The sequence below is a fragment of the Micromonospora sp. NPDC049497 genome (assembly GCF_044465805.1).
Taxonomy (GTDB): domain Bacteria; phylum Actinomycetota; class Actinomycetes; order Mycobacteriales; family Micromonosporaceae; genus Micromonospora.
Map to the genome: position 1 here is coordinate 202,688 of NZ_JBITMC010000001.1, position 26,421 is coordinate 229,108.

General features: G+C 72.5%; 23 protein-coding genes and 1 pseudogene. 10 read left to right on the top strand and 14 right to left on the bottom strand.

The genetic code is table 11. The annotated features are described in order from the left end of the window. Window positions 1-8: 8 nt before the first annotated feature. The 9 genes from ACIBR0_RS00960 to ACIBR0_RS01000 form a co-directional block, all read right to left on the bottom strand. Window positions 9-743 carry a DUF4142 domain-containing protein gene (locus ACIBR0_RS00960; RefSeq protein ID WP_396711923.1) on the bottom strand — a complete coding sequence of 245 codons (735 nt, stop codon included), beginning with the start codon at window positions 741-743 and terminating at the stop codon, window positions 9-11. A gap of 122 nt (window positions 744-865) precedes the next feature. After that, window positions 866-2,047 carry an ROK family protein gene (locus tag ACIBR0_RS00965; protein ID WP_357029623.1) on the bottom strand — a complete coding sequence of 394 codons (1,182 nt, stop codon included), beginning with the start codon at window positions 2,045-2,047 and terminating at the stop codon, window positions 866-868. A 27-nt stretch (window positions 2,048-2,074) separates the two neighbouring features. After that, window positions 2,075-3,334 carry a sugar ABC transporter permease gene (locus tag ACIBR0_RS00970; protein ID WP_396711925.1) on the bottom strand — a complete coding sequence of 420 codons (1,260 nt, stop codon included), beginning with the start codon at window positions 3,332-3,334 and terminating at the stop codon, window positions 2,075-2,077. After that, complete coding sequence (locus tag ACIBR0_RS00975; protein ID WP_396711927.1) at window positions 3,331-4,149, bottom strand: ATP-binding cassette domain-containing protein; 819 nt, start codon at window positions 4,147-4,149, stop codon at window positions 3,331-3,333. Before ACIBR0_RS00975 ends, ACIBR0_RS00970 begins: the two co-directional genes overlap by 4 nt. Window positions 4,150-4,254: 105 nt before the next feature. After that, window positions 4,255-5,352, bottom strand: a complete 1,098-nt coding sequence (locus ACIBR0_RS00980; protein ID WP_396711929.1) for a sugar ABC transporter substrate-binding protein — start codon at window positions 5,350-5,352, stop codon at window positions 4,255-4,257. A 313-nt stretch (window positions 5,353-5,665) separates the two neighbouring features. Continuing rightward, window positions 5,666-6,145, bottom strand: a complete 480-nt coding sequence (gene ybaK, locus ACIBR0_RS00985; protein WP_396711931.1) for a Cys-tRNA(Pro) deacylase — start codon at window positions 6,143-6,145, stop codon at window positions 5,666-5,668. A gap of 83 nt (window positions 6,146-6,228) precedes the next feature. After that, window positions 6,229-7,449, bottom strand: a complete 1,221-nt coding sequence (locus ACIBR0_RS00990; protein WP_396711933.1) for a methyltransferase domain-containing protein — start codon at window positions 7,447-7,449, stop codon at window positions 6,229-6,231. A 44-nt stretch (window positions 7,450-7,493) separates the two neighbouring features. Then, a complete protein-coding gene (locus ACIBR0_RS00995) occupies window positions 7,494-7,685 on the bottom strand; it encodes a DUF397 domain-containing protein (RefSeq protein ID WP_396711934.1) in 192 nt (63 codons plus the stop codon). Next, window positions 7,676-8,476 carry a Scr1 family TA system antitoxin-like transcriptional regulator gene (locus ACIBR0_RS01000; protein ID WP_396711936.1) on the bottom strand — a complete coding sequence of 267 codons (801 nt, stop codon included), beginning with the start codon at window positions 8,474-8,476 and terminating at the stop codon, window positions 7,676-7,678. The genes ACIBR0_RS00995 and ACIBR0_RS01000 overlap by 10 nt, the downstream gene beginning before the upstream one ends. A gap of 329 nt (window positions 8,477-8,805) precedes the next feature. On the opposite strand from ACIBR0_RS01000, the gene groES reads away from it, so the two are divergent. The 3 genes from groES to ACIBR0_RS01015 all read left to right on the top strand — a co-directional run bounded on the left by groES (window position 8,806) and on the right by ACIBR0_RS01015 (window position 12,611). After that, window positions 8,806-9,120 carry a co-chaperone GroES gene (gene groES, locus ACIBR0_RS01005; protein WP_084757526.1) on the top strand — a complete coding sequence of 105 codons (315 nt, stop codon included), beginning with the start codon at window positions 8,806-8,808 and terminating at the stop codon, window positions 9,118-9,120. 70 nt (window positions 9,121-9,190) lie between these two features. Continuing rightward, on the top strand, window positions 9,191-10,831 hold the full coding sequence (gene groL, locus ACIBR0_RS01010; RefSeq protein ID WP_396711938.1) for a chaperonin GroEL: 1,641 nt from the start codon (window positions 9,191-9,193) through the stop codon (window positions 10,829-10,831). Window positions 10,832-10,961: 130 nt separating this feature from the next. Beyond that, window positions 10,962-12,611: a molybdopterin-dependent oxidoreductase gene (locus tag ACIBR0_RS01015; RefSeq protein WP_396711940.1), complete on the top strand. Its 1,650-nt coding sequence runs from the start codon at window positions 10,962-10,964 to the stop codon at window positions 12,609-12,611. Window positions 12,612-12,867: 256 nt separating this feature from the next. On the opposite strand, the gene ACIBR0_RS01020 is transcribed toward ACIBR0_RS01015, so the two are convergent. Next, window positions 12,868-13,251 carry a WhiB family transcriptional regulator gene (locus ACIBR0_RS01020; protein ID WP_357041335.1) on the bottom strand — a complete coding sequence of 128 codons (384 nt, stop codon included), beginning with the start codon at window positions 13,249-13,251 and terminating at the stop codon, window positions 12,868-12,870. A 253-nt stretch (window positions 13,252-13,504) separates the two neighbouring features. Here ACIBR0_RS01020 and ACIBR0_RS01025 point away from each other — a divergent pair, with 253 nt between their 5' ends. Beyond that, on the top strand, window positions 13,505-14,326 hold the full coding sequence (locus ACIBR0_RS01025) for a response regulator transcription factor (RefSeq protein WP_396711942.1): 822 nt from the start codon (window positions 13,505-13,507) through the stop codon (window positions 14,324-14,326). A 99-nt stretch (window positions 14,327-14,425) separates the two neighbouring features. On the opposite strand, the gene ACIBR0_RS01030 is transcribed toward ACIBR0_RS01025, so the two are convergent. Continuing rightward, entirely contained in the window at window positions 14,426-14,830 is a 405-nt protein-coding gene (locus tag ACIBR0_RS01030; RefSeq protein ID WP_396711944.1) for a DUF5319 domain-containing protein, read from the bottom strand. A 186-nt stretch (window positions 14,831-15,016) separates the two neighbouring features. On the opposite strand from ACIBR0_RS01030, the gene guaB reads away from it, so the two are divergent. From guaB to ACIBR0_RS01050, 4 genes are all read left to right on the top strand, one after another. Next, the gene (guaB, locus tag ACIBR0_RS01035; protein ID WP_357031608.1) at window positions 15,017-16,579 is read left to right on the top strand and encodes an IMP dehydrogenase; all 1,563 of its coding nucleotides are present in this window, start codon (window positions 15,017-15,019) and stop codon (window positions 16,577-16,579) included. 30 nt (window positions 16,580-16,609) lie between these two features. Beyond that, on the top strand, window positions 16,610-17,728 hold the full coding sequence (locus tag ACIBR0_RS01040; protein ID WP_396711946.1) for a GuaB3 family IMP dehydrogenase-related protein: 1,119 nt from the start codon (window positions 16,610-16,612) through the stop codon (window positions 17,726-17,728). 50 nt (window positions 17,729-17,778) lie between these two features. Then, the gene (locus ACIBR0_RS01045; protein ID WP_396711947.1) at window positions 17,779-19,188 is read left to right on the top strand and encodes a M1 family metallopeptidase; all 1,410 of its coding nucleotides are present in this window, start codon (window positions 17,779-17,781) and stop codon (window positions 19,186-19,188) included. A gap of 104 nt (window positions 19,189-19,292) precedes the next feature. After that, window positions 19,293-20,705 carry a M1 family metallopeptidase gene (locus ACIBR0_RS01050; RefSeq protein ID WP_396712432.1) on the top strand — a complete coding sequence of 471 codons (1,413 nt, stop codon included), beginning with the start codon at window positions 19,293-19,295 and terminating at the stop codon, window positions 20,703-20,705. On the opposite strand, the gene ACIBR0_RS01055 is transcribed toward ACIBR0_RS01050, so the two are convergent. Continuing rightward, a complete protein-coding gene (locus ACIBR0_RS01055) occupies window positions 20,706-21,818 on the bottom strand; it encodes an LCP family protein (RefSeq protein WP_396711948.1) in 1,113 nt (370 codons plus the stop codon). 139 nt (window positions 21,819-21,957) lie between these two features. Here ACIBR0_RS01055 and ACIBR0_RS01060 point away from each other — a divergent pair, with 139 nt between their 5' ends. Continuing rightward, window positions 21,958-23,652, top strand: coding sequence for a GMC family oxidoreductase (locus ACIBR0_RS01060; RefSeq protein ID WP_357031624.1), 1,695 nt, complete (start codon window positions 21,958-21,960; stop codon window positions 23,650-23,652). A gap of 115 nt (window positions 23,653-23,767) precedes the next feature. Here ACIBR0_RS01060 and ACIBR0_RS01065 read toward each other — a convergent pair. Next, window positions 23,768-24,730, bottom strand: a pseudogene (locus tag ACIBR0_RS01065) (Brp/Blh family beta-carotene 15,15'-dioxygenase); the annotation flags it as partial. Beyond that, the gene (locus ACIBR0_RS01070) at window positions 24,727-25,428 is read right to left on the bottom strand and encodes a bacteriorhodopsin (protein WP_396711950.1); all 702 of its coding nucleotides are present in this window, start codon (window positions 25,426-25,428) and stop codon (window positions 24,727-24,729) included. The pseudogene ACIBR0_RS01065 and the gene ACIBR0_RS01070, both read right to left, overlap by 4 nt. Before the next feature lie 132 nt (window positions 25,429-25,560). Here ACIBR0_RS01070 and ACIBR0_RS01075 point away from each other — a divergent pair, with 132 nt between their 5' ends. Next, window positions 25,561-26,421, top strand: a complete 861-nt coding sequence (locus ACIBR0_RS01075) for a bacteriorhodopsin (protein WP_396711952.1) — start codon at window positions 25,561-25,563, stop codon at window positions 26,419-26,421.

Sequence of the window (26,421 nt, forward strand, 5' to 3'; positions counted from 1 at the left end):
CCGGGGGATCAGGTGCGGCGGAGCATGCGCCAGGTGGCGATGCCGCCGGTGCCGAGCGCCGCGAGGAAGACAAGCCACACCACCGTGGTGCTGACGCTCATCTGGGGGCCGGTGTTGGCCGAGGCGGCGGCGAGCAGGCCGTCCTCGGCCGGGGCGGGCAGCGCGGCCGGCGGCAGTTCGGCCCAGCGGACCAGGCCGGTGCTCTCCAGCATGGTCATGTGGTCGTTGACGAAGGTGTTGGCGGCCTCGGCGAGGTCGCGGATGACCGGGTTGCGGGTGCTGGCGCGGACCGCGCCGATCACCGGGAAAATCTTGCCGTGGGCTACCCGCAGGCGGGTCACGAAGATCTGGTCGAAGCGGGCGCCGGTGGAGTCCTTCATCTCCTTCAGCCAGCCCTGCTGCTCGGCGGTCGGGTCGGTCGGGATGGCCGCGCCGAGTTTGTTGGCGGCGTCGACCGTGATCCGGTCCAACTCCTCGTGCTGCTTGGCGATCTCGGCACCGATCTGGCGTACGACCGGGTTCTGGCCCTTCTCGGCGGCCATCTGACCGGCCGGCATCTCCCACAGGCCGGCCAGCCGTACGCCGGCGAGCAGTGCCGCGTCGGCGGCGTTGAGCTGCTGCCCGGCCGGGGCGGCGAGGGCGGCGCCGGGCAGCAGCCCGAGCCCGGCGGCGATCGTGACGAGCAGCACCGCGACGCGGGTCCGGTGCCCCTGCCGGCTACGGGCGGATCTGAGCGGTGCCATGTCTGCGGTGCCTCCTCGGGGCCGGACCGGTACACAGGTTGCCCGGGCCGCCGCACCCACCGGCCGCCCGTCCGTCCACAGGTACGGATTGAGCGCCGAATCAGTTCACTGCGAATCGCGAATCAGCCGACGTCGAGCGGGTCCGCCAGCAGTCGCTCGAAGGCCAACTCGGCCGCGCCGAGCAGGGGCGCGTCGTCGCCGAGCGTCGGGGTCCGCAGCCGGACATGCTCCAGGCAGGCGGGCAGCGCGATCGAGTTGAGCCGGCTGCGCACCTGGGCCGCCGCCGCGAGATAGAGGTCGCGCATGGTGCCCCCGAAGATGACCATCTCCGGGTTGAAGATGTTGACCAGGTTCGCCACGCCGAAGCCGAGCCAGTCACCGGCCTGGCGTACGGCCGTCTGGGCCCGCGCGTCCCCCCGGTCGGCGGCGTCGAACACGGCCAGCAGGGCGTCCTTGCCGCGGGCGTCGGCGCGGCCGGCGGCCTGGAGCAGCCCGTGCTCGCCGATCTCGGTCTCCCAGCAGCCCCGGGACCCGCACGCGCAGCGTGACCCGCCGGGAACCACCACCATGTGCCCGACCTCGCCGCTGTACCCGCCGTGCCCGGTCAGCCGCCGCCCGCCGACGATGATGCCGGCGCCGACGCCGACGTCCCCGTACAGGTAGATGACGTTGTCGCAGCCGGCCGCCGCACCCCGGGCGTGCTCGGCGAACGCGGCAACGTCGGCGACGTTGCCCACCACGACCGGCACGTCGAGCCCCAGTTCCTCGCCGAGCGCCGCGCCGATCGGCTCGTCCACCCAGCCGGTGGTCGGCCCGAGCCGGACCAGGCCGTCGTCGCGGCGGACCATGCCGCACACGGCGACGCCGGCGCCGACGCAGATCGCGTCCGGCGGCACCACCTGCCGCATCTCCTTCACCGCGCCGGCCAGCAGCGGCGCGGCCTCCGCGGCGGTGAGGTTGTGCGGCCGGGCCAGCTCCCGGCGGTCGAGCACCGCGCCGCCCAGACCGATCCGCGCGACCCGCAGCCGGTCCACCTCGATGCTGTACGCGTACGCGTGCACACGGGCCGACTCGGGCCGGACGACCAGCGACGGTCGTCCGGCCCGGCCGGTCTCCTTCGGCGCCCCCTCGCTCACCAGGCCGGCCGCGGCGAGGTCGGTGGTGAGTGCGCCGATGGTGCTCCGGTTCAACCCCAGCGTGGTGGTGAGTTCCGCCCGCGAGGTCGCGCCGTGCACGTGTACGTGGCGCAGCAGGGCACCCAGGTTCTGCCGACGGATCTCGTCCTGAGTGGGTCCTGCGCGCATGGGGTCGTTACTTCCGTGAAGCCGGAGTCAGCGGGTGCCGGTGGCCGCGGACCGCCGCCGTGACAGCGCGTCCACACCGGCGGCGAGCAGCAGCACCAGGCCGGTCAGCACGTACTTGACGCCGGAGCTGTACCCCATCAGGCCCATCCCGTTGATGATCACGGCAACCACCGCGCCACCGAGCACGGCGTCGATGATCCGGCCCTTGCCGCCGAAGAGACTGGTGCCGCCGATCACCGCCGCGCCGACGGCGTAGAGCAGCACGTTACTGCCACCGGTGTTGGGGTCGACCGACCTGTCCCGGCTGGCCGCGATGATGCCGCCGACGGCCGCCATCACGGAGCAGATGACGAACGCCGAGATGCGGATCTTGTCCACGTTGATGCCGGCCCGCCGGGCCGCCTCGCGGTTGCCGCCGACCGCGTACAGGTGCCGGCCGTACGCGGTCCGGCTCAGCACGAACGTCCAGAAGACCAGCAGCACGGCGAGGATCGGCACCACGATCGGCATGCCCTTGTTGGAGCTGATCAGCGGGTTGATGCTGCGCTCCTGGTTGAGCACGTACACCGCGATGCCGAGGATGACCGCCAGCGCGGCGATGCGTCCGACGACCACCATGATCGGGTCGGTGACCAGGCCGCGCGCCGTACGGTTGCGGTGGCGCAGCAACTGCGCGGCGGCGTACCCGCCGACGGCGACCGCGACGAGCACCCAGCCGATCAGCGGCGGGACCCAGCGGTTCTCGATCGCGATGATCGTCTCGTCGCGGATCGAGATGTTGGTGCCCTCCTCCATGAGCAGCAGCACCACGCCCTGGAAGGCGAGGAAGCCGGCGAGCGTCACCACGAAGGACGGGATCCCGACCTTGGCGACCAGGACGCCCAGGGTGAGGCCGATGACCATGCCGGTGAAGAGCGCGGCGGCGACCGCGACGTACCAGGGGTAGCCGAGCACCGTCGCCACGTTGGCGAGGATCGCCGCGCAGACGCCGCTGGCGAAGCCGGCGGAGAGGTCGATCTCGCCGAGCAGCAGGACGAAGATCAGGCCCATCGCGATGGCGGTGACGGCCGCGCCCTGGGTGAACAGGTTGGCGAAGTTCGCCGCCGAGAAGAAGACCGGCCGGACGATCGCGAAGACGACGCAGAGGACGAGCAGGCCGGTGACCGCCGGCAGCGACCCGAGGTCACCACCGCGTACGCGGGCCAGGTAGTTGCGGACGTGACCTCCGACGGTGGGCGCCGGGGTGACGGACGCCGGCCCCTCCTGGCGGACGGTGGTGGTGGTCATCGGACGGCTCCCGGGGTGCTGGCGGCGGGCTCGCCGCCGTTGTCGGACTGCCCGTTGCCCCCGCCGAGGCCGAGCCCGCCGGACCGGCCGGCGGTGATCAGCTCGACCACCTGGGCGTGGGTGATGTCGGTGGTCTTCACCTGGGCGACCATCTGGCCGAGGTACAGCGCGGCGATCCGGTCGGACACGGCGAAGACGTCGTTCATGTTGTGCGAGATGAGGACCACGGCCAGGCCGTTGTCGGCCAGCCGGCGGACGAGTTCCAGCACCTGCGCGGTCTGCGCGACGCCGAGCGCGGCGGTGGGCTCGTCCAGGATCACCAGCTTGCTGTTCCACAGCACGGCCTTGGCGATGGCGACGGTCTGCCGCTGGCCGCCGGAGAGGCTGGAGACGTGCTGGCGCAGGGACTTCACGGTGCGGACGGAGAGCCCGGCGAGGGTCTCGGCGGCCATCTGCTCCATGGTCGGCTCGTCGAGCACGACACCGCTGCGCTTCTCCCGGCCGAGGAACATGTTCTGCACGATGTCCAGGTTGTCGCAGAGCGCGAGGTCCTGGTAGACGACCTCGATCCCGAACGAGGCGGCGTCCCGGGGGCTGTTGATGGTCACCGGCGCGCCGTCGAAGAGGAACTCCCCGGCGTCGGTGGGGTAGATGCCGCTGATGCACTTGACCAGCGTGGACTTGCCGGCGCCGTTGTCGCCGACCAGCGCGGTCACCTCGCCGGGGTAGGCGGCGAAGGCGACGTCGCGCAGGACCTGGACGGGACCGAAGCTCTTGTCGATCCCGCGCAGCTCCAGCAGGGGGGTCGCGGACACGGGGGTCTCCTTACGCGCTCAGGGGAGGTCTCGGGGCCCGTCCGGTGGCGGCAGGCCGCCCGGCACGGGGGTTGCCCGTGCCGGGCGGCCTCACCACGGCGGGGTTCAGCTGATGCCGGCGTCGGCGCAGAGCTTGGCGTACTCCCCGGTGCAGACCTCGTCCTTGGTCACGAAGCCGTCGGCGATGACGTCCTTGACGTTCTCCTTGTAGATCGCCTTCGGGGTGAGCAGGACGGCGGCGACGTCCTTGCCGGACTCCGGGTCCTTGACCGTCTGGCCGGTGTTCTTGCGCTCGCCCTTGGCCAGGGCGATGGCCAGGTCGGAGGCGGCCTTCGCCTCTTCGCGGATCGCCTTGTAGACGGTCATGCACTGGTCACCGGCGAGGATGTTCTGCAGGCCCTGCGGGGTCGCGTCCTGACCGGTCACCGGCACCTTGCCGTTGAGCTTGTTCTTCTTGAGCACCGAGATGGCCGCGTTGCCGAGGCCGTCGTTGGCGGCGAGGACGCCGTCGATCTTGCCCTTGGTCGAGGTGAGCATCTGCTCGAAGATCACGCCGGCCTGCGCGTTGTCCCAGTCCGGAACGGCCTGGTCCGGGCCCTTGGTGTACTCCTTGGCGTCGAACTTCGGCTTGAGCACCGAGTCGTAGCCGTTCTTGAACAGGGTCGCGTTGTTGTCGGTCGGCGAGCCGTTCAGGTACGCCACGACCGGGTTCTTGGCGGCCTTGTCGGTCAGGCACTTGCTCAGGCCCTCGCCCTGGAGCTTGCCGACTGCCTCGTTGTCGAAGCTGACGTAGTACTCCGCGCCACCGCCGAGGGTGAGCCGGTCGTAGTCGATGGTGGCGACGCCCTGGGACTTCGCCTTCTCCAGCACGGCCTTGCCGGTGCCGGAGTCCAGGTTGACGATCATCAGGGCGGTCGCCCCGTTGGTGATCATCTGGTCGGCGATGGTGGAGAAGTTCGCCTTGTCGCCCTGCGCGTTCTGGATGTCGTACTGGACGCCGGCGGCCTTGAACGCCTCCTCCAGGAACTTGCGGTCCGCGCCCTCCCAGCGGGCGGAGGACTTGCTGTCCGGAAGGATCACGCCGATCTTCGGTGTCCGCTGAGCGCCGGCCTGGTCGCCGTCGCCGGAATTGTCGCCACAGGCCGCCATGCTGCCGGTGGCCAGGAGGCCCACGGCGGCGACGGCGAGGAAGCCCTTGCGCATGTGCAGGGTCCTTTCGGGGGTGGGGGATGGTGGTTCTTTTGTTGTGCCCGGCAACGTATTCCGCGTGAGACCCCGCACACAAGACCGCCGAGGCCACGAGTTTGTTGGGGGCGGTAACAATTCGGCAACGCGCTCGACGCCCCAGCGTCACCGACCAGGAAGCGCTCTCATCCCACCCCAGCCGGGGCAAGCCTGTCGATCATGAGGTTGACGGGCGAAATCGGACCTCCACCACCCGCCAACCCCATGATCACCGGCGCCGAATGGGCAAGATCGCCGCACGGACGGGGCCGGGCCGGGCTGGGGGAGCGGGTCAGGTGGTGGAGAGGGGGGCTGTGGTGGCGTTGGTGAGGGTTGCGAGGTCCTCGGGGGACAGCTCCAACTGGAGGCCGCGGCGGCCGGCCGAGACGTACACGGTGTCGTGTCGCAGCGCCGTCTCGTCGAGCACCGTCGGGAGTCGCTTGCGTTGCCCCAGCGGGCTGATGCCGCCCCGGACGTAGCCGGTGGCGCGCTCGGCGACCGTGCGGTCCGCCATCGCGGCCCGCTTGCCGCCGAGGGCCGCGGCGAGGGCCTTCAGGTCCAGCTCGCCGGTCACCGGGACCACCGCCACCGCGAGCGCACCGTCGACCTCGGTGACCAGCGACTTGAACACGCGCTCCGGCGGCACCCCCAGGGCCGCCGCCACCAGGGCGCCGTAATTCGGCGCGTCGGGGGAGACGTCGTACGGATGGGTGCGGTGTGCCACCTTCCGCTTCGCCAGCAGCGCCGTCGCCGGAGTGCCCTGTCCTGCCACGATCGTCAACCTAGCCGCGCCACCCCGGACCGGCCAGCGGGAATCGCCGCCGCGTCATGCCGCGACCGGGCGGCAGGGTCGCGTCATGCCGCGACCGGGCGGCACACCAGCACCGTCGGCGCCCCGGCCACCCGCGTCAGCACCAGGCTCGCCGCCTCGCCGCCCGCGAGCCGCAGGTCGCGGCGGAGCTTCTCCGGTTCCAGGGCCGAGCCGCGTTTGAGGATCTCCACCCGCCCCACGCCGCGCTCCCGCAGCAGCGCGCGCAGCCGCTTGAGCGAGAACGGCAGCGTGTCGGTGACCTCCAGGCAGCGCGCGAACGGCGTCGCGGTCGGGTGGTCGGCGTACAGGTAGGCGATGCTCGGGTCGGCGATCGTGGCGTCGAGGTCGGCGGCCAGCTCCGCGACCAGGTGCGCACGGACCACTGCCGCGTCCGGGTCGTACAGGTAGCGCCGCACCGGGCCGACCGCCGCCTCCTCCCGGCCGGAGCCGGTCAGCTGATAACAGGGGGCCCTTCCTCTACCGAAGGCGTTAAGCGGGGGCCCTTCCTTCAGGATGGTTGCGCGGCGTGGGACCTCGGCGAGGGCGCCGCACCACAGCGCCGCCTCGACGAGGTCGCCGTCGACGCTCACCCACTCGGCCTCCGCGCCGGCCGGGATCAGCGCGTGGTCCAGGCCCGGGGCCACCTTCACCACGGTGCGCGGCACCCGCTCGGCCAGCCCGGTGACGAAGTCCCACGGCGGCGAGTAGGCATTCGGGTCGAAGATCCGCCGGCCGGTGCCCGCCTTCCGTCGCGCCGGGTCGCAGAACACCCCGTCGACGCCGGACACGTCGAACGCGGTGGCGTCGCCGCACTCCACGGTGAACCGGTCCGCCAGCCCCGCGGCCTCGGCGTTCGCGGCGGCCATCGCGGCGGTCAGCGGGTCAGCCTCCACCCCGTACACGCGGATGCCGGCGCGGGCGGCGGCGAGCGCGTCGGCACCGAGCCCGCACCCCAAATCGGCCAGGCGGGTCACGCCGGCGGCGCGCAGCCGGTCCGCCCGCCGGGCCGCGACGACGCCGCGGGTGGCCTGCTCCAGGCCGGCCCGGGTGAGGAACATGCCGGCCGCCGCCGGACCGAACTTGCCGACCGCGCGGCGGCGCAACTCGGCCTGGGTGAGCGCCGCCGAGGCCAGTCCGGGCGGCATACCGCCGGACCGCAGCGCGGCCGCCGCCGACAGCGGATCACCGCCGGCCAGGCGCGCGGCCGCGTCCAGTGCGGCCGACCCCTCCGGCGTACGCAGTGCGGCCAGCTGTTCCAGGTTCACCCGCTCATTGTTCCGGCCCCGGTCGGGGTGCCGGGACGGCGGTGTCAGTGCGAGGTGGGAACGGCGGCGACGAAGTCCCGCCAGGTGGCCGGAGTGAAGGACAGCACCGGCCCGGACGGGTCCTTGCTGTCCCGGACGGCGACCATGTCGGGCAGGTTGTCGGCGACCTCGACACAGGCACCGCCGTTGCTGTTGCTGCGGGTGGACTTGCGCCAGGTGGCGCGGGTCAGGTCCATGTCTTCGCCACTTCCTCGATCAGGCGGGCGGACTGCCGGCGCGGCAACGCCTCACCGGCCACAGTCTCCCAACGCCGTCCCAGGCTGGCAAGGTCGTTCGGGCCGTCCACGGTGTGGCCCCGGAGCTGGTTGTCCAGGTGTGCCACCTCGGTGCCGTCGGCGAGCCGGGCCAGGACGAACGGGCCGTTGAGCCCGACGTGCCACGGTGTCTCGGCGGGGATGATCCGCACCTGCACGTGCGGCTCGGCACCACGGGTCAGCAGGTGTTCCAGCTGCTCCCGCATCGTGGCCCGGTCGCCGACCAGCCGGCGCAGCGCCTGCTCGTCCACCACGGCGACGAGCTGCGGCGGCCGGTCGCGGGTCAGCACCGCCTGCCGGGCCATCCGCGCCAGCACCCGCTCGTCGATCTCGTCGTCGGCCAGCAGCGGGCCGGCCCGGAGCATCGCCCGCGCGTACGCCTCGGTCTGGAGCAGGCCGGGGACCACCGTCGGATCGCACCAGCGCAGCGAGACGGTGTCCCGCTCGACCTCCTCCCACGGGCGGAACCAGTCCGGCGCGGCGTGCAGCCGGATCAGCTCCAGCAGGCTCATGAAGAGACCCCCGGTCTCCAGCACCGTGTCGACCCGGGCCAGGTAGTCCGGGCTCAGCGGCTTGTGTCCGACCTCGACGGCGCTGACCGCCGACGACGAGTAGTTGATCAGCCTGCCCAGCTCCTCCTGGCTGAGGCCGCGTGCCTGCCGGGCCCGGCGCAACTGGTCGCGCAGGAATCCCAGGGTTGGTACGTCGCTCATTCGCTGCCCTCCGTGTGCCGACTGGTGTCGGAACGTAAGGCCGCGCTCACCCGGCACGGAAGCGAGTGCCGGCGTGTCGCGGTGAAGAGTGGCGCAGGAGTGGCGACACGGAGCGGCGACCGTTGGCACTCTCCTTGACGGAGTGCTAGCCGAGGAATAACCTGCGATTAGCACTCTCACCCTGAGGGTGCCAACTTCCGGGCCTGCGCCCGGTCGTTGAACGCCAGGCGGACCGGCACCCGCGACGACGGCCCCGCCCGGTGGCATGTGGCAGATTGACGCTGGTCGGCTCCGGTCGACCGGTAACGAAACCAGTACCCCAGGAGGGTATGCCCGTGACTACCGCGACCAAGGTTGCGATCAAGCCGCTCGAGGACCGGATCGTGGTCCAGGCGAACGAGGCTGAGACCACCACGGCGTCGGGCATCGTGATCCCCGACACCGCCAAGGAGAAGCCGCAGGAGGGCACCGTCCTCGCTGTCGGCCCGGGCCGGATCGACGACAACGGCAACCGCGTGCCGCTCGACGTGAAGGTCGGCGACACCGTTCTCTACTCGAAGTACGGCGGCACCGAGGTCAAGTACGCCGGCGAGGAGTACCTGGTGCTCTCCGCCCGCGACGTCCTCGCGGTCATCGAGAAGTAAGCAACCGATCAGTGTCGTTGCCCCGGTCCGGCTCGCCGGGCCGGGGCAACGTCGCTTCGAAGGGACATTCATGGCGAAGATCCTGAGCTTCTCGGACGACGCCCGACACCTGCTGGAGCACGGTGTCAACGCCCTCGCGGACACGGTCAAGGTCACCCTCGGCCCGCGCGGGCGCAACGTCGTCCTGGACAAGAAATTCGGTGTGCCCACGATCACCAACGACGGCGTGACCATCGCCAAGGAGATCGAGCTCACCAACCCGTACGAAAACCTTGGCGCGCAGCTGGTCAAGGAGGTGGCGACCAAGACCAACGACATCGCCGGCGACGGGACCACCACCGCCACCGTGCTGGCCCAGGCCATGGTCCGCGAGGGTCTGCGCAACGTGACCGCCGGCGCCAACCCGGCCGGCCTGAAGCGGGGTGTCGACGCGGCCGCCGCCAAGGTCTCCGAGGCGCTGCTCGGCAAGGCCGTCGAGGTCTCGGACAAGGAGTCGGTCGCGCAGGTCGCGACGATCTCCGCGCAGGACGCCACGATCGGCGAGCTGATCGCCGAGGCGATGGAGAAGGTCGGCCGCGACGGTGTCATCACCGTCGAGGAGGGCTCCACGCTGACCACCGAGCTGGAGGTCACCGAGGGTCTCCAGTTCGACAAGGGCTTCATCTCGCCGAACTTCGTCACCGACGTGGAGGGGCAGGAGGCGGTCCTCGAGGACCCGTACATCCTGATCACCACCCAGAAGATCTCGGCGATCGAGGAGCTGCTGCCGCTGCTGGAGAAGGTCCTCCAGAACAGCAAGCCGCTGCTCATCATCGCCGAGGACGTGGAGGGCCAGGCGCTCTCCACCCTGGTGGTCAACGCCATCCGCAAGACCATCAAGGTCTGCGCGGTCAAGGCCCCCGGCTTCGGTGACCGCCGCAAGGCGATGCTCCAGGACATGGCGGTCCTGACCGGTGCCGAGCTGGTCGCCCCGGAGCTGGGCTACAAGCTCGACCAAGTCGGCCTGGAGGTGCTCGGCACCGCCCGGCGTGTCGTGGTCGACAAGGAGAACACCACCGTCGTCGACGGCGGCGGCAAGTCCGCCGAGGTCGCCGACCGGGTGTCCCAGATCCGCAAGGAGATCGAGGCCTCGGACTCCGAGTGGGACCGGGAGAAGCTCTCCGAGCGGCTCGCCAAGCTCTCCGGCGGCATCGCCGTCATCAAGGTGGGCGCGGCGACCGAGGTCGAGATGAAGGAGCGCAAGCACCGCATCGAGGACGCCATCGCCGCGACCAAGGCCGCGGTCGAGGAGGGCACGGTCCCCGGCGGCGGCGCCGCCCTGGTCCAGATCCGGTCGGTGCTCGACGACGACCTCGGCTTCACCGGTGACGAGAAGGTGGGTGTCTCGATCGTGCGCAAGGCGCTGGTCGAGCCGCTGCGCTGGATCGCCCAGAACGCCGGCCACGACGGCTACGTGGTGGTGGAGAAGGTCGCCGGCAAGGACTGGGGCCACGGCCTCAACGCCGCCACCGGCGAGTACGTCGACCTGGCCAAGGCCGGCATCCTCGACCCGGTGAAGGTGACCCGTAACGCGGTCTCCAACGCCGCGTCGATCGCCGGGCTGCTGCTCACCACCGAGAGCCTCGTGGTGGAGAAGCCGGAGAAGGCCGAGCCGGCCGCCGCCGGTGGTCACGGTCACGGCCACGGCCACCAGCACGGCCCGGGCTTCTGACCCTCGCCGTACGCCTCGTCGGGGCGCGTCGCCGGTACTCGGCGGCGCGCCCCGACGCCGTTCGGGCCCCGGTGCTTACGGAACGCTGACGCGACTGGTCGCCGGTCCCGTGATCGGAAAGACTGGTCCGATGAGCACCACGACCCCCCGGTACGCCGCCCTGGCCGGGCTCACCGCCGCCGCCGTGGCGATCGGCTCCGCCGAGATCGTGGCGGTGCTGACCGGCCCCCGCTCGGCGCCCCTGGTCGCGGTCGGGGGACTGGTCGTGGACACCGTGCCCGAGCCGCTCAAGCAGTTCGGCATCGCGCTCTTCGGCACGTACGACAAGATCGCTCTTCTGGTGGGGACGGCGCTGCTGCTCGGCGCGTTCGCCGCGCTGCTCGGCGTCCTGGCGCTGCGCCGGCTGTGGGTGGGCCTGGCCGGCATCGCGGCCTTCGCCGCCCTCGGCGTGGCCGCGGCCCTGACCCGGGCCGGCGCGGACCCGGCCGACGCCCTGCCGTCGCTGGTCGGCGCCGGGCTGGGGGCCGTGGTGCTCTGGGCCTTCGTCGCGGGCCCCCTGGAGCTCGACCCCTGGCCCTGGGCCTCGCCGGCCCCCGCGTCTCCACCGGCTCCGGCCGCCTCCGGTCCCGACGGACCGGCCGCCGCGTCACCGTCGGCCGTGCCGGAGGTCGCCGCGGCCGGTGCCGGGCCGGCGGAGGTACGGGCCACCGACCCCGAGTCGCGACGGCGCTTCCTCACCTCCACGGCGGTGCTCCTCGGCGCGGCCGGCGCGGCCGGTCTGGGCGGTCGCTGGCTGGCCGGCCAACGGGGTGTCTCGGCGGCCCGGACGGCGGTGGCGCTGCCCACGCCGTCGTCGGTCGCGTCGCCGGTCCCGGCGGCGGCCGACCTGAAGCTCGCCCAGCTCGCGTCCTACGTGACGCCCAACTCCGGTTTCTACCGCATCGACACGGCACTGGTCGTGCCGCAGGTCGACCCGACCACCTGGGAACTGCGGATCCACGGCCGGGTCCGCAACCCGATCACGCTGACCTTCGACGACCTGCTCGCCCGCCCGATGGTCGAGCGCCACATCACGCTGGCCTGCGTGTCCAACGAGGTGGGCGGCGACCTGATCGGCAACGCCCGCTGGCTGGGGGTGCCGATCCGCGAGCTGCTGGACGAGGCGCAGCCGGAGGACGGCGCCGACCAGGTCGTCGGACGGTCGGTCGACGGGTGGACGTGCGGCACCCCCACGGCGGTGCTGCGCGACGGCCGCGACGCGCTGCTGGCGGTCGGCATGAACGGCGAGCCGCTGCCGGTCGAGCACGGGTTCCCGGCGCGGATGGTGGTGCCGGGCCTCTACGGGTACGTGTCGGCCTGCAAGTGGGTGACCGAGCTGGAGCTGACCAGCTTCGCGGACTTCGACGCGTACTGGGTTCCGCGCGGCTGGTCCGCCCAGGGGCCGATCAAGACGCAGTCCCGGATCGACACGCCCCGCCGGCGTAACCGCCTGACCGCCGGGCCGGTCACCGTGGCCGGCGTGGCGTGGGCCCAGCAGCGGGGCATCCGCCGCGTGGAGGTACGCGTCGACGAGGGCCCGTGGCAGGAGGCGGCGCTGGCGGCGACGGTGTCGGTGGACACCTGGGTGCAGTGGTCCTGGCGGTGGGAAGCGACCCCGGGCGACCACACCCTCCAGGTCCGGGCGACCGACTCCACCGGTGAAACCCAGGCGGAGCGACGGACGCCGGTCGCCCCGGACGGCGCCACCGGCTGGCACACCGTCCCCGTGACCGTCCGCTGACCGCCCGCCGCCCGCCGCCCGCCGGCCCGCCGCCCGGCGTCCGGCGGCCCGCCGCCCGGCGGCCCGCCCCGCCGACCCGGGTACCTCGCCCGTGATCCACTCGACCTCATTGATGTCGGGGTGTCCGGCCCCGCGGGATGCCCCGACTTCACTGAACCCGAGTGGATCTAGCCGTGCGGGTCAGAGGAACGCGCACGACGCGACGCCGCGTCTCCGTTCGGGGACGCGGCGTCGGTGTCTTCGGGGGGTGGCTGGGTCAGGCGACCTTGCGCTGGTCCGGGACGGCCGACTTGTGCGGCCGGCCCAGGCGGGCCTCCAGCCGGGCGATGTCGACGCGGCTCTGGCGGCGGTCGGCCAGGTCCTCCCAGCCCAGCGCCAGCAGGCGGAGCCGCTCGGACTCGCTGAAGCCACCCCAGACGCCGTACGGCTCACGGACGGAGAGGGCGTGCGCGGCGCACTCGGCCCGGACCGGGCACGCGCGGCAGACGGCCTTGGCGCCGGACTCCCGGCGCAGGCGGGACGAGCCCCGCTCCCCGTCCGGGTGGAAGAACTGGGCGCTGTCGCGGCCCCGGCAGGCACCGAGACGCTGCCAGTCCCAAAGGTCGACGATGGGTCCGGGCAGTCTGCGTACGTTCGACATCAGCACCCCTCCTCCCGCGCGGCACCGCGGAGATCATGTGAACCGGCGTCCGGGCGGCGGTCCGCGCAGGCGCGCCGTTTCCGGCCTGACGTCCCGGTACCCCCGTCCTTCCCGACTCACACGTCTGTGATCGAAAACGTCGGACAACGCGCGGCAAATGCCCTAGATGTCGGAAAAGTTCGGAGGATTGCCCGGAACCTCCTCCCGAGCCGACCCGCTCGTGGTCTGCTCGTGATCGGAGAGGAGACCCACTGTGCGTACGGTTCTCGTGTGCGTTCGGACACCGCTTGCGGCGCAACATCTGACCTCCGCGGCGGCGCGGCTGGGACTGGCCGCGGTCGTGCGGACGGCCGTCTCCGACCCCGAGGTGATGTTGCGGTTGGCAGAACGCCCGGCCGACGTGGTGCTCGCCGACACGGCGCTCACCCGGCCGGACAGCGCCGGCTTCGTCCGGCGGGTGCTCGCCCGCGCGCCGCAGGCCGCCGTGGTGCTCCTCGGGACAGAGGAGTCCGAGGCCGCCGCCGCCACCATCAGTGCCGGAGCCCGGGGACTCATCCAGGGCACCGACCACGACCTGACCAGCGCGGTGGCCAAGGCCCTGTTGCTGCTCTCCGCCCCCGGGCGGGCGGCGCGACACCGGATCACCGATCCGGCCCGGGACACGGCGGCGGTCGGCGGGACGGCCCGCTCCACGCCGCCGGGCCGGTCACCGGCCGAGTCGACGCCGTGGCCGGCCGGTACGGCCGACGGCACCGGCGCCGCTCCGGCCATGGTGCCCGTACAGCGCGGCGACGACCCGGGCGACCCGGCCGCCGAGCCGGAGCAGGCCACCACCGGCGGTACGCGGAACGGGGTGACCGGGCGCAACGGCCGGTCGTCCGTCGGGCTGACCGAGCGCGAGTTGCAGGTGCTGCTCGGTATGGCCGAGGGCAAGAGCAACGCGGAGATCGGCCGCGAATTGTTCGTGTCGGAGGACACCGTCAAGACCCACGCCCGGCGGCTCTTCCGCAAGCTGGGCGCCCGTGACCGGGCCCATGCGGTCGCCGCCGGCTTCCGGGCCGGCCTGGTCGCCTGAACATCGCGGCGGCACGGCGGCACGGCGGCACGGCGGCGCGGCGTTAAGAGGGGGCCCTTCCTCTACACCAGGCGTTAAGAGGGGGCCCTTCCTTACCGCTCAGCGGTCGCCGGGCTCCTCGTCGGCGTTCTCGGTCAGCGTGTCGTGCACCCCGTCGGCGTAGCCCCGCGCGTAGTCCCAGGTGACGTAGTGGTCCGGGTCCGGGTCGTACGCCGGCTCGTGCACGCGGGGGCGACCGGAGCTGAGCAGGTGGCGCAGGTTGCCCCGGAGCAGGTCCCAGTCGAAGTAGTGGGGCTCCCGGCAGTCCTCGCATTCGATGACCAGCCCGCGGACCCCGATCGGCGCCAGCAGCGCCTGGTAGATCTCCAGGTCGGCGAGGTCCTCCAGCACGTCCTGCCGCTCGACGTCGGTCAGCGGGTCGAGCGGGTCGTCGCCGGGATCGTGCAGCCCCGCTGCCGGATCGGCCGGGTCGCCGTTGAACGGGTCGATGGGCTCGTCGTGCACCCCCTCACCGTAGACCCAACGCCCCGCCCACGCCCGCCCCCGGTGCGCCCGGTGACCTGCCCCGCCACCGACGGGGGACGGGCAGGCCACTGGGTACGATGGGACGACGCGCCGTCACCCGGCGTGCGCCGGTGCCCGCCCGCGCCACCTCGCTGAAGCCCGTTCAAGCAGCTCAGGAGAGCAACAGTGGATATTTCGCCCAGCACCGATCTTCCGGCCGGCGCCGACAACGGCGAGCTGGGCGGCCACCTGCCGGAGCTGCCCGCCGGGTCGGCCCGGGTGGTCCCGCTTGGTCTGACCTTCGACGATGTGCTGCTCCAGCCGGGCGAGTCGGACGTGGTGCCCAGCAGGGTCAACACCCGGACGAAGCTCACCCGCAACGTCGAGTTGTCCATCCCGCTGCTGTCCAGCGCGATGGACACGGTGACCGAGGCGCGGATGGCGATCGCCATGGCCCGTCAGGGCGGCATCGGCGTGCTGCACCGCAACCTGTCCCTGGAGGACCAGGCGCTCCAGGTCGACCTGGTCAAGCGCTCCGAGTCCGGCATGATCACCAACCCGGTGACGGCCAGCCCCGACGACACCCTCCGCGAGGTCGACGAGCTGTGCGGGCGGTACCGCATCTCCGGCGTCCCGGTGGTCGACCGCGACGGCCAGTTGGTCGGCATCGTCACCAACCGCGACATGCGCTTCGTCTCCGAGCCGGACACCCCGGTCCACGAGATCATGACCCGGACGCCGCTGGTCACCGCGCCGGTCGGGGTGAGCAAGGACGACGCCCTCGCCCTGCTGCGCCGGCACAAGGTCGAGAAGCTGCCGATCGTGGACGACGCCGGCCGGCTGCGTGGCCTCATCACCGTCAAGGACTTCACCAAGAGCGAGCAGTACCCGGACGCCACCAAGGACGACGCCGGTCGGCTCCGGGTCGCCGCCGCCATCGGCGTGGGCGAGGACGCGTACAAGCGGGCCCGGGCTCTGGTCGACGCGGGCGTCGACGTGATCATCGTGGACACCGCGCACGGTCACCAGCGAGCCGTGCTGGACATGGTCCGCCGGCTCAAGAAGGACGTGACCGTCGACATCGTCGGCGGCAACGTCGCCACCTACGCCGGGGCGAAGGCACTGGTCGACGCCGGCGCCGACGGCGTCAAGGTCGGGGTCGGGCCGGGCGCGATCTGCACCACCCGGATCGTCGCCGGTGTGGGCGTACCGCAGATCACCGCGATCATGGAGGCCGCGCGTGCCGCGCGGCCGGCGGGCGTCCCGGTGATCGGCGACGGCGGCATCCAGTACTCGGGTGACATCGCCAAGGCACTGGTCGCCGGCGCCGACACGGTGATGCTCGGCAGCCTGCTGGCCGGCTGCGAGGAGAGCCCCGGCGAGTTGATCTTCGTCAACGGCAAGCAGTTCAAGGCGTACCGCGGCATGGGGTCGCTCGGCGCGATGCAGTCCCGGGGCCAGGCCAAGTCGTACAGCAAGGACCGCTACTTCCAGCAGGACGTGCTCAGCGACGACAAGCTGGTCCCCGAGGGCGTGGAGGGTCAGGTGCCCTACCGGGGGCCGCTCTCCCGGGTGGCCCACCAGCTGGTCGGCGGGCTGCGCCTGGCGATGGGGTACGCCGGTGCGGAGAACATCCCCGATCTGCACCACCGGGGCCAGCTGATCCGGATCACCGCGGCCGGGCTCAAGGAGAGCCACCCGCACGACATCCAGATGACCGTCGAGGCGCCCAACTACCACACCCGCTGACCCACCACCCCCAACCACCTGGAGTCCCCCATGCGTGACGTGGTCGAGATCGGGCTGGGCAAGACCGCGCAGCGCGGCTACCACCTGGACGACATCGCCATCGTGCCCAGCCGCCGGACCCGGGACGTCGACGACGTCTCCACGTCCTGGCAGCTCGACGCGTACCCGTTCGGCATCCCCTGCGTCGGGCACCCCTCGGACGCGACGATGAGCCCCGGGTCCGCCGTGCGGCTCGGCCAGCTCGGCGGCCTGGGCGTGCTCAACGTCGAGGGCCTGTGGACCCGCTACGAGAACCCGACCAAGGTGCTGGAGGAGCTGGCCGGCCTGGACGAGGACTCCCGGACCACCAAGCGCCTCCAGGAGGTGTACGCGGAGCCGATCCGCCCCGACCTGATCGCCGAGCGGGTGCGTGAGCTGCGTGCCGGCGGCGGCACCGTGGCGGTGCGGGTCTCCCCGCAGCACACCCTGGCGCTGGCCCCGGTGATCCTCGACGCGGGCGTGGACATCCTCGTCATCCAGGGCACCATTGTGTCGGCCGAGCACGTCTCGACCACCGACGAGCCGCTGAACCTCAAGGAGTTCATCGCCGACCTGGACCTGCCGGTCATCGTCGGTGGCTGCACCGACTACAAGACCGCGCTGCACCTGATGCGGACGGGCGCCGCCGGCGTCATCGTCGGCATCGGTGGCGACGACTGGTCGACCACCGAGTCGGTGCTCGGCATCCGGGTGCCGATGGCGACCGCGATCGCGGACGCCGCGGCGGCCCGGCGGGACTACCTCGACGAGACCGGCGGACGATACGTGCACCTGATCGCCGACGGCGACATCCAGACCTCCGGCGACATCGCCAAGGCGCTGGGCTGCGGGGCGGACGCGGTCATGCTCGGCGAGGCGCTGTCGCTCTGCGAGGAGGCCCCGGCCGGCGGCGCCTGGTGGCACTCCGCCGCCAGCCACCCGTCGCTGCCCCGTGGCGCGTTCGAGGTGGCCGGCGAGCCGCTCGGCTCGATGGAGCGGCTGTTGTTCGGCCCGGCCGACGAGCCGGACGGCCAGCTCAACCTCTTCGGCGGCCTGCGCCGCGCGATGGCCAAGTGCGGCTACCGCGACCTCAAGGAGTTCCAGAAGGTCGGCCTGGTCCTGGACCGCTGACCCGTCCCAAGACGCCGCAGACGCACCGGTCGCGCCGCTAGGCTCGACCGGTGCGTCGTACCTCGGACCGGATCCGGCCGGCTCTCGTCGTGGCCGTCGCGGCGGCGCTGGTGGTCAGCGGGTGCATCGCGTCCGACGACGGCGACCGCTTCCGCCTCGGCGCCGTGGACCTCGCCGACCCGTACGTGCCGGGCAGCGGCAACGGCGGTTACGAGGTGTCGCACTACCGCCTCGCGGTCGGCTACGACCCGCCGAGCGACCGGCTCACCGGCCGGGCGGTGCTCACCGCGACGGCGACGGAGGCTTTGTCCCGCTTCAACCTGGACCTCGCCGGCCTGGACGTCACGGCCGTGCGCGTCGGGAACGGCCCCGCCGAGCACCGGCGCGACGGCGACGAACTGGTGGTGACACCGGACGCGGGGATCGCGCGGGGCGGCCGGTTCACCGTCGAGGTCGACTACGCGGGCGTGCCGACGGCGAAGGACGACGGCCAGCTCGGCACCGGCGGGTTCCTGCACACCGCCGACGGGGCGATCGCGCTCGGCCAGCCGTACTCGGCGGCCACCTGGTTCCCGGTCAACGACCACCCCTCCGACAAGGCCACGTACGACGTCGAGGTGACCGTTCCGGACGGGCTTGAGGCGTTGGCCAACGGCGTGCCGGGGGAGCGGACCAGCGCCGGAGGCCGCACCACCTGGCGCTGGTCGGAGGCGTCGCCGATGGCGAGTTACCTGGCGTTCCTGGTGATCGGTGACTACCGGGTGTCCACCGGCACCCACGCCGGCCGGCCGATCGTCACCGCCGTCCCGGCGAGCATGCCGGAGGACAGCCCGCAGGCACGGTCGCTGGCGCGCACCGGCCCGATCGCCGACTTCCTGGCCAGCCGCTTCGGCCCCTACCCGTTCTCCTCGTACGGCGGGGTCGCCGTGACCGACGAGCGGATCGGGTACGCGCTGGAGACGCAGTCCCGGCCGGTCTACGGGCCCGGCTTCTTCAGGGACGGCCGGCCCAACCTGGACGTGGTCACGCACGAACTGGCCCACCAGTGGTTCGGCAACAGCGTGGCGCTGAACCGGTGGAGCGACATCTGGCTCAACGAGGGCTTCGCCACGTACGCGGAGTGGTTGTGGACCGAGCACGACGGCGGGCGGACCGCGCAGCAGAGCTTCGAGCGGGAGTACGCGGTCACGGACTGGTCGCGGGCCTCACTGGACCCGGGCCGGGCACGGCTGTTCGGCACGGCGGTCTACCAGCGGGGTGCGCTGGTCGTGCACGCGTTGCGGCGTACGGTCGGCGACGACGCGTTCTTCCGGATCCTGCGCACGTGGACCACTGAGCGGCGGGACGGCAACGCCACCACCGACGACTTCGTGGCGCTGGCCGAGCGGGTCTCCGGGCGGTCGCTCCGGTCGTTCCTCGACACCTGGCTGACCGGGACCTCCGCCCCCGCCCTGCCGTGACCCACGGTGGATCCTCGCTGGGTAGGCTGCCCGCGTCGACAGGGGCCGTCGGCACAGGGGAGGACAGGGCGATGACGTTGTTGCGCCGGAGCACCGGGCTGCTGATGACCGGGGTGCTCGCGTTGACGGCGTGCGAATCGCCGGCCGAGCCGACGTCGACCGCCGCCAGTGCCGCGCCCAGCCCGTCCCGCCAGTTCAAGCCGGGTGCGGCCGGTGTCGGCGACACGTACTTCCCGACCTACGGCAACGGCGGCTACGACGTCGGCCACTACGTCGTGCAGGTCCGGTACGACCCGGAGAAGGACCGGCTGACCGGCACCACCACCGTGCGGGCCGCCGCCACCGCCGACCTGTCCGCGTTCAACCTCGACCTGGCCGGTCTGACGGTGACGTCGGTCAAGGTGGACGGTGCCCCCGCGAAGCACACCCGCACCGACGACGAGCTGGTCGTCACGCCGGCCGCCGGGCTGGTCTCGGGCAACGGCTTCGTGGTCGAGGTCGCGTACGAGGGTGAGCCGCAGCCGTTGGAGAACGAGGTGCTCGGGGGCGGTGGGTGGCTGCACACCGACGACGGGGCGATCGCCCTGGGCCAGCCGGAGTCCGCGAGCACCTGGTTCCCGGTCAACGACCACCCCTCCGACAAGGCCACGTACGACTTCGCGGTGACCGTGCCGCAGGACCTGACGGCGGTGAGCAACGGCGTACCGCAGGGAAAGAGCACCTCCGGCGGCTGGACCACCTGGAAGTGGGCGGAGCGCAGCCCGATGGCCAGTTACCTGAGCACCGTGGTGATCGGGAAGTTCCGGCTGACCCAGGCGGAGCACAAGGGACGGCCGGTGTTCCACGCGGTGACGTCGTCGATCCCGCAGGGCGCGGCGGACCGGTCCATCGCCGGGACGGTGAAGGTCGCGGACTACCTGGAGAGCGTCTTCGGACCGTACCCGTTCGAGTCGTACGGCGGCGTGGTGGTCTCCGACTCACGGATCCGGTACGCGCTGGAGACGCAGAGCCGGCCGGTCTACTCGGCCGGGTTCTTCCGCCGCGGCGAGAACACCGGGGTCGTCGCGCACGAACTGGCCCACCAGTGGTTCGGCAACAGCGTGGCGCTGGCGAGGTGGCAGGACATCTGGCTCAACGAGGGCCTCGCCACGTACGCGGAGTGGCTCTGGGCCGAGCACGACGGCGAGGGCACCGCGCAGGAGGCGTTCGACGCGGCGTACGGCGGCTCGTCGAGTGCGGTCTGGCGTACGCCGCCGGGCAGGCCGGGCAGGGAGAACCTGTTCAGCGAGTCCGTCTACGAGCGGGGCGCGATGACCGTGCACGCGCTGCGGGTCGCCGTCGGCGACAAGGCGTTCTTCGAGCTGGTGAAGACCTGGTCGGCGCAGAAGCGCGACGACAACGCCACCACCGCCGACTTCGTCGCCCTGGCCGAGCGGGTCTCCGGCAAGGAGTTGGACCCGCTCTTCGACGCGTGGCTCTACGGCACCGAGCGTCCGGCCCGCCCGGAGCCGCGGTGATCAACGGCGGACGCGCAGCTCCGGGTGGGCGTCGAGGTACGCCTCGGCGCGACCGGCGCGCAGCTCGGTGAGGAACGTCCGGCCGACCTGGGTCAACTGCTCGCCCCGGTAGCCGCTGCCCCGGCCGACGGAGGCGCCGGGCAGACCCACCGCGACGAACCGGTCCGGGGACATCCCCCCGAGGGCGTACGCGATGTCGACGATGCGCGGCCCGCCGGCGTAGAGGAGCGCGTCGCCGAGGGCGGCGACGACCTGCTCGACGCGGTCCGGCTGCCGGGCCAGGTCCTCGCCGAGGATCTTGGTGACCAGTGCCTTGACGAGTTGCTGCTGGTGCCGCTGGCGGGCGTAGTCGCCGCCGGTGAGGTAGCGCTGACGGGCGTAGTCCAGCGCCTGCCAGCCGTTGAGGTGCCGGTCGCCCTTCTCGTAGACCATCTGCGGCCCGACGTACCCGCCGCCGCCGGGCTGCGGGTCCCGGTGCCGGCCGTCGGGGCGGCGGTGCAGCGACACGACCTTCTGGTCGACGTAGATGTCCACTCCGCCGAGGCTGTCCACCAGCTCGTCGAAGCCGCCGAAGGTGAGGGCGGCGCCGGCGTCGATCCGCAGCCCGGTGTAGCCGCTGACCGTGCTGCGCAGCAGCTCGTACCCCTGCGCGGCGCTCGGCTCCTTCGGCTTGCCGGGCACCCGGCTGCCGTAGCTCATCGCGTGGGTGAGCTTCGTCCGGCCACCCCGGTAGCCGGCCTTCGGGAAGGCCGGGATGTCGACCAGCAGGTCACGGGGGAGCGAGAACAGGTACGCCCGGTCCAGCCCCGTCGGCACGTGCAGCACCAGGACGGCGTCGCCGTGCGGCTCCCAGCCGGGCTGGCTGACCCGGGTGTCCACCCCGACCAGCAGCAGGTTCAACGGACCGGTGAGGTTCGCACCCGGTGGCGGCCCGGTCGGTGACGGCGAGGGCGTCGCGGTGGCGGCCGGTGCGTTCGCCCCGGGGCTCGCCGGTCCCGGCCGGCCCCCGTCCCGGTCGCCGGTCAGCCGGACCACCGCCACCGTGCCCGCCGTGAGCAGGACCGCGGCGAGGACGGCCAGGCCCAGCAGCCAGCGGCGCCGCGGCACTCCCATTCCGAGGACCATGCCCGCCCCTTTCCTACGTGACTCAACGCTCCGAGACGGGCATCGGGTTGCGGCCGCCGGGTGGATCATGCACGATGCGTCGAATCGTCCCCTGGCGCAATGTCTACCCGCCGGTAATGATTCGTCCATGCGGTACGACGTGGTCGTCATCGGGTCCGGCTTCGGCGGCAGTGTCACGGCGCTCCGGCTCGCGGAGAAGGGCTACCGCGTCGGGGTGCTGGAGGCCGGCCGCCGCTTCGCCGACGACGAGTTCCCCCGCACCTCGTGGCGGCTGCGCCGCTTCCTGTGGGCGCCGAGGCTCGGCTGTTACGGCCTGCAACGGATCACCCTGCTGCGCGCGGCCGACCGGAAGGCGGGCGGCGGCGTCATGGTGCTCTCCGGCGCCGGGGTCGGCGGCGGATCCCTGGTCTATGCCAACACGCTCTACGAGCCGCTGGACGCCTTCTACGCCGACCCGCAGTGGCGGGACATCACCGACTGGCGCGCCGAGCTGGCCCGCCACTACGACCAGGCGAAGCGGATGCTCGGCGTCACCACGTACCCGAGGATGACCGGCGCGGACCGGGCGATGCGGGCGGTGGCCGACCGGATGGGGGTGGGGGAGACCTTCCACGCCACCCCCGTCGGGGTGCACATCGGCCGGCCCGGCGAGCGGGTGGCCGACCCGTACTTCGGTGGCGCGGGCCCGGAGCGCACCGGCTGCACCCACTGCGGCTCCTGCATGACGGGCTGCCGGCACGGCGCCAAGAACACGCTGGTCAAGAACTACCTGTGGCTGGCCGAACGGCTCGGCGTCCAGGTCCACCCACTGACCACGGTGACGGCGGTCCGCCCGGCCGCCGACGGCGGGTACGAGGTGCACACCGAGCGCACCGGGGCCTGGCTGCGCCGGCGGCGCCGGGTGGTCCACGCCGACCAGGTGGTCTTCGCGGCCGGGGCGCTGGGCACGCAGCGGCTGCTGCACGAGATGAGGGCGACCGGAGCGCTGCCCGCCCTGTCGTCCCGGCTGGGCGAGCTGACCCGGACCAACTCCGAGGCCATCCTCGGCGCCTCGGTGCCGAGGCAGCGGGCCCGGGCCGAGCGGACGGACTTCACCCAGGGCGTGGCGATCACCAGCTCGTTCCACCCCGACCCGCAGACCCACATCGAGCCGGTCCGCTACGGCCGGGGTTCCAACGCGATGGGTCTGCTCCAGTCGCTGCTGGTCGACGGCGGCCCGCACCGGGTGCGCCGGTGGCTGGGCAGCATCGTCCGGCAGCCCGGCCTGGCCGCCCGGATGCTGTCCGTCCGCGGCTGGTCGGAGCGTACGGTGATCGCCCTGGTCATGCAGTCGGCGGACAACTCCCTCACCACCCGGGTCCGGCGCGGCCTCCTCGGTCGGCGGCTGGTCTCCGGCCCGGGGCACGGGGCGCCGAACCCGACCTGGATCCCGGCCGGCAACAACGCGGTCCGGCTGCTCGCCGAGGAGATCGGCGGCACCCCCGGCGGCGCGCTGACGGAGCCGTTCAACATCCCGATGACGGCGCACATCCTGGGCGGGGCGGTGATCGGCGCGTCCCCGGCCGACGGCGTGATCGACCCGTGGCACCGGGTGTACGGACACCCGGGGCTGCACGTGGTGGACGGTGCGGCCGTCTCGGCGAACCTGGGCGTGAACCCGTCGCTGACCATCACCGCCCAGGCGGAGCGGGCGATGTCCTTCTGGCCGAACAGGGGCGAGGAGGATCCCCGGCCGCCGCTCGGTGCGCCGTACACCCGTCTGGAGCCGGTGCCCCCGCGCAGCCCGGCGGTGCCGGCGGACGCCCCCGGGGCCCTGCGGTAAGGAAGGGCCCCCCTTTAACGCCTCCGGTAGAGGAAGGGCCCCTTCTTAACGCCCTCATCGATCCCTCACCGGCCGGCGGCGGTTTCTCGGTACCGGTCCGCCGGTCCATCCAGGCGACGAGCGCGGCGTGCGGGAGGGTCAGTGCCGCCAGCACGGCGACCATGGCGGGCAGCGCGTCGGCCGGCTGGTCGGGCCAGCCGACCAGCGCGGCCAGAGCGGCCGAGGCGGCCACGGTGGGCAGAGCCGCCCGCCGGGCGAAGCGACGCAGCGGCGGGCCGAGCCGGCCGGCGGTCAGGTCGGCCTGGTTCCCGGGGTCGGCGTGCAGGAGGCGGGCGACGTGCCGCAGCGAGTGCCAGCCGGCGAAGTACGCCCCGATCGCCAGCGCGGGCGGCACCGCGGCGAAGAAGCCGATGAGCAGGACCGGTTCGACGGCCTCCCGGAGCCGTCCCGCGCGCAGGCGGCGGAGCACGGTGCAGGCGGCCGCCACGATCAGGCAGGCCGCCGCCACCGCGCGGACCTCGACGGTGAGCAGCGGTGGTACGCCGGGTGCCACCGCCGCCAGCAGTGGGTCCACGGCGTCCGGCCAGAGCAGCAGCGGCACGACCACGGGTGGGCCGCCGTGAGCGAGCACTCCCGACACCGTCGGACGGCCGGGTCGGCGATCCCGTTCGGCGTGGAATGCCTCGTCAGCGGTGCCGAAGTGGGCGATCGACAGCAGGAGAAACCCGACCAGGGCGACCTCTGGCGCGGCGCGGAAGGCCGCGTACGCGACGGCCGCGACAGCCGCGTACGCCAGGGTCAGTCCCAACCGCACCGGCAGCGGACGCGCCCGTACGGTCAGCCAGGCGGGGACGAGGTGGTCGACCGCGCCGTGTGGCAGCCCCAGGAGCAGCCCGGCCACCAGGTACACCGGCGAGGCGCCGAAACCGTACCGGTCGAGCAGGGGTGCGAGCGCCAGCAGCGTCGCGACGCCCAGCGGCGGGGCCAGCCTGGCGCGGGCCAGCAGCGGGTACGCGGCGCGGTGGGCGGGACGGTTCGGGGGAGGCGATCGCCAAACGGCCGGGGTCGGGGTGGTCACCGGAGCACCGGGAGTTCGCCGCGGGCGGCCAACTGCCGGAGCCGGCCGAGGTCGAGGATGCTCCAGCCCACCTTCGACACGATGGAGAGCAGGACGAACAGCGCGGTGTCGACGGATGCGCCGAGCAGGTCGAGGCCGGGCGGGCCGAGGAGCCAGATCACCGGGTACCCGGCCCAGAGCACGGTGAGCAGAAGGGCGACCTCCCAGTAGGCGTGGTGCAACCCGCTCGGCTGACGGCGGGCCAGGCTGCGCAGCGGCCCCCAGATCAGGGCGTAGATGACGAGGAGGGCGACCGCGCCGAACGCGTAGAGCAGCCAGCGGGTCAGCAGGCCGTCGGCGAGGTCGGCGAGAAGGCCGCTGAGGATCATCGCGACGTTGATGCCGATCAGTGCGGCGAGGAGCGCGGGGTGCCGACGGGGCAGGGCGTGCGTCGCGGTGAGGGCCAAGGCGACGAGAAGCAGGGAGGCGCTCACGGCCCAGTCCGCGTACCGGGCCCAGTAGGTCAGGTGGCCGCCGCCATCGGTCTGTCCGCCCCCGAGGGCGGTGACGGTGTACCAGAACCCGGACCAGAGGGGGATGGCGATCGCCACGTGGTACTCGATCCGGGGGACGCCCCGGGGGTCGGCTGCCCACCGGACGAAAAGCAGCAGGCCCGCTGCCATGGCGGCGACGTAGAGCCACAGCCACCACCCGGTCATCCGCTCACTCCTCCGTTCGGTCGGGCCCGCCGATTCCGCTCGGGGGCGCTGGCCCCGCCCCATACGGTAAAGCGGAAAACCATCTTTACCGGGGCGAACTCGGCGTTCCGCGCAGGTGTCGGAGGAGGGGCCGTGAACTTCGAGAATCTGTTCTCGTACAACGTCGACCAGTACACGTTGGTCTCCCACGTGCTCAGTCTCGGCTTCGCCGTGATGGCCGCCGGCCTCGTCTACTTCCTGGTCACCGCCGGCTCCATCGCGCCGCGGTACCGGCTCACCTCGGTGCTGTCCGCCGTCGTGATGGTCTCGGCCTTCTTCGAGCTGCTGCTGCTCTACCAACGCTGGGTGGGCGCGTTCCGGTGGGACGGCAGCGCCTTCGTGCAGTCCGGCACGCTCTTCTCCAACGGCTACCGCTACGTCAACTGGTCGATCGACGTGCCGGTACTGCTGATCCAGTTGCTGGTCGTGATGGGGATCACCGGTCGCCGGTTCCACCACATCTGGGCGGCGTTCGTAGCCGGCGGGCTGGCCATGATCTACACCGGGTACGCCGGGCAGTTCCACGAGGTGGAACGCTCTGCACCGTTCTGGATCTGGGGCCTGGTCAGCACGGTCTTCTTCCTGCTCCTGCTCGCCCTGGTCGCGTGGGTGATCTTCGGCAACCTGGCCCGGCTGCCGGAGTCCGCCCGGGGTGTCGCCCGAGCCGTCTGGTGGCTCGTGCTGGTCTCCTGGATGCTCTACCCCGGCGCCTATCTGATGCCGGCGATGTGGGACTCCGCCGATGGCGTCGTGGCCCGGCAGATGACGTACACGCTCGCCGACATCACCTCCAAGGTGGTCTACGGCGTCCTGCTCGGCGTCATCGCCCGCAAGGTCAGCGCCGCCGAGGGGTTCGGTCACGCGGTCGACGACGAGGTGGCCCTGCCCCGTGGGGGGATCACGGATCGTGGCGGACCTGCCGGCCGCCGTGGGCGGGCCGGTCACGGTCGGTAG

Coding starts and splice junctions, on each gene's coding strand:
- ACIBR0_RS00960 (WP_396711923.1), bottom strand. CDS start 743: ATGGCACCGCTCAGATCCGCCCGTAGCCGGCAGGGGCACCGGACCCGC.
- ACIBR0_RS00965 (WP_357029623.1), bottom strand. CDS start 2,047: ATGCGCGCAGGACCCACTCAGGACGAGATCCGTCGGCAGAACCTGGGT.
- ACIBR0_RS00970 (WP_396711925.1), bottom strand. CDS start 3,334: ATGACCACCACCACCGTCCGCCAGGAGGGGCCGGCGTCCGTCACCCCG.
- ACIBR0_RS00980 (WP_396711929.1), bottom strand. CDS start 5,352: ATGCGCAAGGGCTTCCTCGCCGTCGCCGCCGTGGGCCTCCTGGCCACC.
- ACIBR0_RS00995 (WP_396711934.1), bottom strand. CDS start 7,685: ATGGACCTGACCCGCGCCACCTGGCGCAAGTCCACCCGCAGCAACAGC.
- ACIBR0_RS01000 (WP_396711936.1), bottom strand. CDS start 8,476: ATGAGCGACGTACCAACCCTGGGATTCCTGCGCGACCAGTTGCGCCGG.
- groES (WP_084757526.1), top strand. CDS start 8,806: ATGCCCGTGACTACCGCGACCAAGGTTGCGATCAAGCCGCTCGAGGAC.
- groL (WP_396711938.1), top strand. CDS start 9,191: ATGGCGAAGATCCTGAGCTTCTCGGACGACGCCCGACACCTGCTGGAG.
- ACIBR0_RS01015 (WP_396711940.1), top strand. CDS start 10,962: ATGAGCACCACGACCCCCCGGTACGCCGCCCTGGCCGGGCTCACCGCC.
- ACIBR0_RS01020 (WP_357041335.1), bottom strand. CDS start 13,251: ATGTCGAACGTACGCAGACTGCCCGGACCCATCGTCGACCTTTGGGAC.
- ACIBR0_RS01040 (WP_396711946.1), top strand. CDS start 16,610: ATGCGTGACGTGGTCGAGATCGGGCTGGGCAAGACCGCGCAGCGCGGC.
- ACIBR0_RS01050 (WP_396712432.1), top strand. CDS start 19,293: ATGACCGGGGTGCTCGCGTTGACGGCGTGCGAATCGCCGGCCGAGCCG.
- ACIBR0_RS01055 (WP_396711948.1), bottom strand. CDS start 21,818: ATGGGAGTGCCGCGGCGCCGCTGGCTGCTGGGCCTGGCCGTCCTCGCC.
- ACIBR0_RS01060 (WP_357031624.1), top strand. CDS start 21,958: ATGCGGTACGACGTGGTCGTCATCGGGTCCGGCTTCGGCGGCAGTGTC.
- ACIBR0_RS01070 (WP_396711950.1), bottom strand. CDS start 25,428: ATGACCGGGTGGTGGCTGTGGCTCTACGTCGCCGCCATGGCAGCGGGC.